At 66.8% G+C, this 6,768-nt stretch carries 9 protein-coding genes and 1 riboswitch; of the genes, 5 read left to right on the top strand and 4 right to left on the bottom strand.

The window, feature by feature from the left end; genetic code table 11:
• Together NS355_RS17525 and NS355_RS18450 are read left to right on the top strand one after the other, a co-directional pair.
• The coding region (locus NS355_RS17525) for an NAD(P)/FAD-dependent oxidoreductase (protein WP_153008279.1) at positions 1-580 on the top strand (580 nt) is incomplete at its 5' end.
• A 25-nt stretch (positions 581-605) separates the two neighbouring features.
• Positions 606-782, top strand: coding sequence for a YegP family protein (locus tag NS355_RS18450; RefSeq protein ID WP_076718339.1), 177 nt, complete (start codon positions 606-608; stop codon positions 780-782).
• Positions 783-788: 6 nt separating this feature from the next.
• Here the strand turns inward: NS355_RS18450 and NS355_RS17520 are convergent, their stop codons facing one another.
• The 4 genes from NS355_RS17520 to ispH all read right to left on the bottom strand — a co-directional run bounded on the left by NS355_RS17520 (position 789) and on the right by ispH (position 3,851).
• Entirely contained in the window at positions 789-1,406 is a 618-nt protein-coding gene (locus tag NS355_RS17520) for a hypothetical protein (RefSeq protein ID WP_058746851.1), read from the bottom strand.
• 97 nt (positions 1,407-1,503) lie between these two features.
• Positions 1,504-1,941 (bottom strand): ribonuclease HI, encoded by a 438-nt coding sequence (gene rnhA / locus NS355_RS17515; RefSeq protein ID WP_058746850.1) that lies wholly within the window; start codon positions 1,939-1,941, stop codon positions 1,504-1,506.
• A complete protein-coding gene (thrB, locus tag NS355_RS17510; RefSeq protein WP_058746849.1) occupies positions 1,938-2,891 on the bottom strand; it encodes a homoserine kinase in 954 nt (317 codons plus the stop codon). The genes rnhA and thrB overlap by 4 nt, the downstream gene beginning before the upstream one ends.
• A 3-nt stretch (positions 2,892-2,894) precedes the next feature.
• The gene (ispH, locus tag NS355_RS17505; protein ID WP_058746848.1) at positions 2,895-3,851 is read right to left on the bottom strand and encodes a 4-hydroxy-3-methylbut-2-enyl diphosphate reductase; all 957 of its coding nucleotides are present in this window, start codon (positions 3,849-3,851) and stop codon (positions 2,895-2,897) included.
• 113 nt (positions 3,852-3,964) lie between these two features.
• On the opposite strand from ispH, the gene NS355_RS17500 reads away from it, so the two are divergent.
• The 3 genes from NS355_RS17500 to gcvH all read left to right on the top strand — a co-directional run bounded on the left by NS355_RS17500 (position 3,965) and on the right by gcvH (position 6,740).
• The gene (locus NS355_RS17500) at positions 3,965-4,603 is read left to right on the top strand and encodes a hypothetical protein (RefSeq protein ID WP_058746847.1); all 639 of its coding nucleotides are present in this window, start codon (positions 3,965-3,967) and stop codon (positions 4,601-4,603) included.
• A 315-nt stretch (positions 4,604-4,918) separates the two neighbouring features.
• A riboswitch (glycine riboswitch) is annotated at positions 4,919-5,027 on the top strand.
• Between the two features lie 163 nt (positions 5,028-5,190).
• On the top strand, positions 5,191-6,366 hold the full coding sequence (gcvT, locus tag NS355_RS17495) for a glycine cleavage system aminomethyltransferase GcvT (protein WP_084788084.1): 1,176 nt from the start codon (positions 5,191-5,193) through the stop codon (positions 6,364-6,366).
• 2 nt (positions 6,367-6,368) lie between these two features.
• Entirely contained in the window at positions 6,369-6,740 is a 372-nt protein-coding gene (gene gcvH / locus NS355_RS17490) for a glycine cleavage system protein GcvH (protein ID WP_056434420.1), read from the top strand.
• The last annotated feature ends 28 nt before the right edge of the window (positions 6,741-6,768 follow it).

The following is a 6,768-nucleotide window of genomic DNA, read 5'->3' as shown; positions in this document are numbered from 1 at the left end:
GCATCTGGAAACCCGCGCCGGGCCGTTCGCGGCCAGGCTTTTGGTCGACGCGGCGGGGGCCTGGGCCGATGACGTGGCCAGGATCGCGGGTGTCGCGCCGATCGGCATCACCCCCTATCGCCGGACGATGGTGCAACTGCGCACCGATCCGCCCGTGCCGGACGGACTGCCTCATGTCGTCGACATAGCGGGCCAGTTCTACTTCAAGCCCGAGGCGGGGGGGCGGCTCTGGCTGACGCCGCATGACGAGACGCCGAGCGCTCCCTGCGACATCGCGCCCGAGGAATGGGACGTGGCGGTCGCCATCGACCGGCTGGAAAAGATCGTCGACTGGCGCGTCGAGGTGGTCGAGCGCCGCTGGGCGGGCCTGCGTAGCTTCGCCCCCGACCGCGCGCCGGTGTACGGGTTCGACGCGCATGTGCCGGGCTTCTTCTGGTGCGCAGGCCAGGGTGGCTTCGGCATCCAGACCGCTCCCGCCGCGTCGGCGCTGGCGGCGGCGTTGCTGCTGGGTGAGGGGGATGTGCCCGAAGGGCTGGACGCCGAACGCTATGGCGCAGGCCGATTTTCTGCTAAGGGATGACCACTTCTTTTCAGGAGAGATCATCATGGCCCACAGCTTTGCGATCGAAAAGAACAAGGCGGGCGAATATGTCGCCAAGTTCCGCTACAACAGCGAACTGATCTGGTGGACCGAGGGCTATGCCAGCAAGGCGGGCGCCCGCAACGCGATCGAGTCGGTCCTGAAGAATGGTCCGAACGCGCCGATCCACGAACCGGAATAGGGCCGGTCAGCGCAGCGGGTGGGGCATTTGCGCGGTGATTCGGGTGCCGGTCGGATCGGGCATAAAAGTGATCGGCACCTCGACATTCTGACCACAAGCCGCGACGATCCAGCTTTCTCGCCACGCCTTATCGGCGGTCGCGACCACACCATCGTAACGGGTATGGCGGACATGCGGCGTCGCGCAATTCGGCGCGGCGGCTTTGGCTGCCAGCCATGCATAGCGTAACGCGTCGCGTTGCAGCGCCAGATCGGCATGGGTGTCACCCGGCACGGTGACGATGCTTGCGATCTTCTCGTCCGGCTGGCCTTGGAAGAAGATGTTGATGGTGGTGTCGTGGTCGCATCCCCGGACGGGAAAGCTTTGTTTCCAGGCACCCGACACCGGATAGCCATCCGGCGCGAAACGGACCGGAGCGAGCACGGTGACGGTCGATCCTGAAGACACCAGCTTTGGACAGCGCTGGAACACATCGGCGGGCAGGGCGGCGAATAGGCGCTGAATGTTGCCCTGATAGCCAGCCGACCCGACGAGAGCCTGTAGCTGGCCCGACGGTTGCGGGGCGACCGCATCGGCGGAGGCGCCGAATCCAAAGGCGGTCGCGATGATGGCGGCGATCAGCAAGACACGTCCCCTTATTTTCTTTCATGGGACGTAGCGCCAGCCGCATGACAGTCTGATGGACCCGACTGCCGGTTTTCGTCATCCGTCCGAGAGGCCGCTACTTTCGGAAGGTTTCCGCCGCGTCGCTGGCCAGCTTGTCGGCGCGTTCGTTGTCGGGGTGCCCGGCATGGCCCTTCACCCATTTCCATTCGATCTGGTGCCGCTCGGCCGCCGCCAGCAGGGCCTGCCAGAGTTCGGCGTTCTTGACCGGCTTCTTGTCCGCCGTGCGCCAGCCATTGCGCTTCCAGCCGTGGATCCACTTGGTCAGGCCGTCCATCACATAGCGGCTGTCGGTCGACAGCGTGACGGCGCAAGGACGCTTCAAAGCGTTCAGCGCCTCGATCGCCGCCATCAGCTCCATGCGGTTGTTGGTCGTCAGCGCCTCGCCGCCCGACAATTCCTTCTCATGCGTGCCCGAGCGGATCAGCGCGCCCCAGCCGCCGGGGCCGGGATTGCCCTTGCACGCGCCGTCGGTGGCGATCTCGACGGGGGTCACAGTCCGGCCTTTCCGTCGCGATAGGCGATATAGCGCCGCCAATAGGCCAGCGGGTCCTTGCGCGTCACCAGCGCGTCGGCGGGGGTGTTGAGCCAGTCCCACGCCCGCGACAGGGCAAAGCGCAGGCACGCCCCCATCGCCAGTTTCGCGAACGCGGTGCGCTCGGCGTCGGTCAGCGGGAAGTGGCGCTGATAGCCCTCGACCAGCGCTGCGCCGATCTCGGGCGCATAAACCTCACCGCTGGCGTCGAAGCTCCAGGCCGAGTGCATGACGGCAAGGTCGTAGACGCGATAGTCGGTGCAGGCGAAGTAGAAGTCGATCAGCCCGGTGACCTTGTCGCCCAGGACCAGCACATTGTCGGGGAACAGGTCGGCATGGATGACGCAGGTGTCGAGGCTCTGCGCCTCCCAGCCGCCCAGCACGGCGTCCAGGGCCTCGCCCATCGCATCGTGCAGGCCCGGCTCGATCCGGTCGAGATCACGTCCGCATTGCGCGAACAGCGGGCGCCAGCTGGCATGGCCCATCGAGTTGGTGCGGGTCTGCGGGAAGTCCTGCACCGCGCGGTGCATCGCCCCCATCGCATCCGCCGCCGCCAGCGCCTGCGCCGGGCTGGGGTGCGACAGCGATACGCCGGTCAGGAACTGGATCAGGCAGGCGGGGCGGCCCGCCAATTCCTGAATCTCCACGCCATCGCGGTCCTTGATCGCGGGCGGCACGGGCAGGCCCTTGGCGGCCAGATGGTCGAGCAGCGCGAGGAAGAAGGGCAGGTCGCCCGCCGCCACGCGCTTTTCATACAGGGTCAGGATGAAGCGCGCGGTCGTGGTGTCGACCAGGTAATTGCTGTTCTCGACACCCTCGGCGATCCCCTTGGCGGAGATCAGTTCACCCACGTCATAGCGTGCCAGAAACGCCGACAGCGCCTCGGCCGAAACCTGCGTATAGACGGCCATGGATCAGGCGGCCGTTTCCAGCCCGCGGGGCAGCTTGAAGGCGATGGTCTCGCGCGTCGTCTCTTCCTCGCGCTCGGTGACGGTGAAGCGCTCGGCCAGGCGGTCGACCAGTTCGCGGACCAGCAGCTCGGGCGCGGAGGCTCCGGCGGTCAGGCCCAGCGTCTTCACGCCGTCCAGGAACGTCCAGTCGAGATCGGCGGCGCGCTGGATCAGCATCGCGCGCTTGCCCGCCCGCTCGGCCACTTCGACCAGACGCAGCGAGTTGGACGAGTTGGGCGCACCGATCACCAGCACCGCATCGCACTCGGCGGCGATTGCCTTGACGGCGGCCTGGCGGTTGGAGGTGGCGTAGCAGATGTCCTCGCCGCGCGGCCCCTGGATCGTCGGGAAGCGGCGCTGCAACGCCTCGATCGTCGCGGCGGTGTCGTCAACCGACAGGGTGGTCTGGGTCAGGAAGGCGAGATTGTCGGGATCGACGGGCGCGAACGCCTCGACATCGGCAACCGTCTCGACCAGCGACATCGAGCCTTGCGGCACCTGGCCGAAGGTGCCGATGACCTCGGGGTGCCCGGCATGGCCGATGAAGACGATGTGCCGCCCCATCTCGACCAACCGCTCGGCCTGGCGGTGGACCTTCGACACGAGCGGGCAGGTCGCGTCGAAATAGGCGAGGCCCCGGTTCTCGGCGTCGGCGGGCACCGACTTCGGAACCCCGTGCGCGGAGAAGACGACATGCGCGTTGGCGGGTACCTCGTCCAGTTCCTCGACGAAGATCGCGCCCTTGGCCTTCAGGCTGTCGACCACGAACTTGTTGTGGACGATCTCGTGCCGGACATAGACCGGCGCGCCATGTTTCTCGAGCGCCAGCTCGACGATGCGGATGGCGCGGTCGACACCGGCGCAGAAACCGCGCGGGGCGGCGATCAACAGGTCGAGCGGCGGCTTGATGGCGTCGGTCATGGATGGGGTCATGGGTCGGCTCTACGCCATTGCTTGCGCGCGTCCAACCCGGTTCCTATGCTGGCGGCCAAACCGGCATCCTGCTTCGGCATCCAGAATAGGCGTTTCGACCTGTGAAAGCATCGTTTCTCGCTCCCGTCGCCCTTGCGCTCGTTCTCGGCGGTTGCGCCCGTACGGGTGAGATCGATGCGTCGGGCGGCATCACCGCCGTCCGCTCGGCATGCCCGATCGTCGGCGTCGCGGCGGGGACCGGCGACATCACGCTGTTCAAGACGCCGGGCGCGACCGACCAGGGCTCGATCGATCTGATCGCCAACCTGACCAACGTACGCGGCAACTGCGCCGATTCGGGTTCGGACATCGTGACGACGGTCAGTTTCGACGTCGAGGCGCGGCGTAACGATACGGCGGCGGCGCGGGACGTGGTGCTGCCTTACTATATCGCGATCGTGCGCGGCGGGACCAACGTCGTCGCCAAGCGCGTCGGCCGGGTGAACGTGCATTTCGACGCGGGTCAGGCGCGCGGCCAGGTGGCGGGCGAGGCCTCGACCACCATCTCGCGGGCGGCGGCGACCCTGCCCGACGACGTGCGCGAAAAACTGACCCGTCGCCGCAAGGCCGGGGACGAGGATGCGGCGGTCGATCCGCTGACCAACCCCGAAGTGCGCCAGGCGGTGGCCAGCGCCAGCTTCGAGGCGCTGGTCGGGTTCCAGCTGACCGACGCGCAGCTGCGGTACAACGCGACTCGGTGATAACAACTCGCTTTCGCTGTTCCCCGGCGAAGGCCGGGGCCCAGTTGCGATGACGCTGGTGGTGCGCCATGTCTTGGCGTGTGGATTCCGAGTGGACGCTGGGTTCTGCCTCCTATGCGACGGGATGCCCCGCCTCTGACGGCGTGGCGACTGGGCCCCGGCCTTCGCCGGGGAACAAAGAGGATTTCGGGTGACCGTCCACCCACTCTCGATCCCACAATCCACAAGATTGATCGCGGCCACCACCGTTCCCCGATTGACTTGGTGCAACCCTGTCGGCAGAGGGCGCGGCGTCGATGTCGGACATGTCCGACATAGGCGCGCGCGGGAGAGCGCCGGGGTCATCTTTCAGGTGACGAACACCCGGCCGCCGAAGGAGCAACCACCCCGGAATCTCTCAGGCAAATGGGACCGCGCGATCGCCATCGACACTCTGGAAAGCGCGCCTCGGCCTCGGGCCGTCGCGCCACCGAAGGGGTAAGCCGGAATTTCCGGCGAAAGCTCTCAGGTTCCGTGACAGAGGGGGATCGGATCGGGTAAGGACACGCACGTCCCTAGCCGACACCCTTTTGACGGAGACCGGCCCCGTGAGCGACGCAACCGACCTGAATGTAGAAGATGCCCCCGAGGGTCAGGAGATCATCCAGACGCTGCCGCTGGACGCATGGCATCGTGCGCGGGGCGGTCGGATGGTCCCGTTCGCGGGCTATGAAATGCCGGTCCAGTATGAAGGCATCATGGCCGAGCATCTCTGGACCCGCGAGTCGGCCGGATTGTTCGACGTCAGCCATATGGGCCAGGTGGTCTTCACCGGCGATAATGGGCTAGCCCCGGTCATCGCCGCGCTGGAAAAGGTCCTGCCGGGTGACATCACGGGGCTGGGCGATCGCAAGAATCGCTATTCGCTGTTGCTGAACGAAGAGGGCGGCATCCTCGACGACCTGATGGTGACCAAGCGCACCCTGGACGGCGCCGAGGAACTCTACATGGTCGTCAACGGCGCTACCAAATATGACGACATCGCCTATTTGCTCGACTTCATCCCCGACGACGCGACGCTGAACCTGCTCGACGAGCAGGCGCTGCTGGCGCTCCAGGGGGCGAAGGCGGTCGATGCGCTGTCGCGGATCGTGCCGGGGGTCGAGGCGCTGGTGTTCATGACCGCCGCCGACTTCAGCTGGAACGACGTGCCGCTGTGGATCAGCCGCTCGGGCTATACCGGCGAGGACGGTTACGAAATCTCGATCCCGGCCGAGCACGCCGCTGCGTTCGCAGACCTGTTGTGCGATCAGGCCGAGGTAAAGCCGATCGGCCTGGGCGCGCGCGACTCGCTGCGTCTGGAGGCGGGGCTGCCGCTCTACGGCCACGACCTCGACCCCGAGACGACGCCGGTGATGGCCGATCTCGGCTTCGCGCTGGCCAAGAAGCGCCGCGAGGCGGCCGACTTCCTGGGGGCCGAGCGTATCCTCGCCGAGCGTGAGAACGGCCCCGCGGTCAAGCGCGTCGGCCTGACCGTCGCGGGCCGCCAGCCGGTGCGCGAGGGCGCGTCGGTGGTCGCCGAGGACGGTTCGGTCATCGGTCGCGTGACCAGCGGCGGCTTCGCCCCCTCGATGGGTGCGCCGATCGCCATGGCCTATGTGCCGACCGAGCTGGCTGCCCCCGGCACCACCGTCAAACTGCTTCAGCGCGGCAAGACCCATGACGCCACCGTCACGGCCATGCCGTTCGTCCCCCATCGTTACGTTCGTTCAGGAGCCAAGTGACCATGAGCCGCTATTTCACCGAAGATCATGAGTGGATCGACGTCGACGGTGATGTCGGCACGGTCGGCATTTCCGATTACGCGCAGGGTGCGCTGGGCGACATCGTGTTCGTCGACGTCCCCGAGGAAGGCCGCGAGCTGTCCAAGGGCGACGAGGCCGCCGTGGTCGAGTCGGTGAAGGCCGCGTCGGACGTCTATGCGCCGGTGTCGGGCACCGTGGTCGAGGGCAATGCCCAGCTGGCCGACGAGCCCGCGCTGGTCAACAGCGATCCGGAAGGCGAGGGCTGGTTCTTCAAAATCACGCTGTCGGATGCGTCCGAGCTGGACGCCCTGATGGACGAAGCCGCCTACGCCGCGTTCGTCGCGAAACTCTAAACATATTCAGCCCCTCCCCTTCAGGGGA

It is taken from the genome of Sphingomonas yabuuchiae (assembly GCF_001477495.1).
GTDB lineage: Bacteria > Pseudomonadota > Alphaproteobacteria > Sphingomonadales > Sphingomonadaceae > Sphingomonas > Sphingomonas yabuuchiae_A.
The sequence above is the reverse complement of the archived record's forward strand: the minus strand, read 5'-3'. Positions and strand labels throughout refer to the sequence as shown.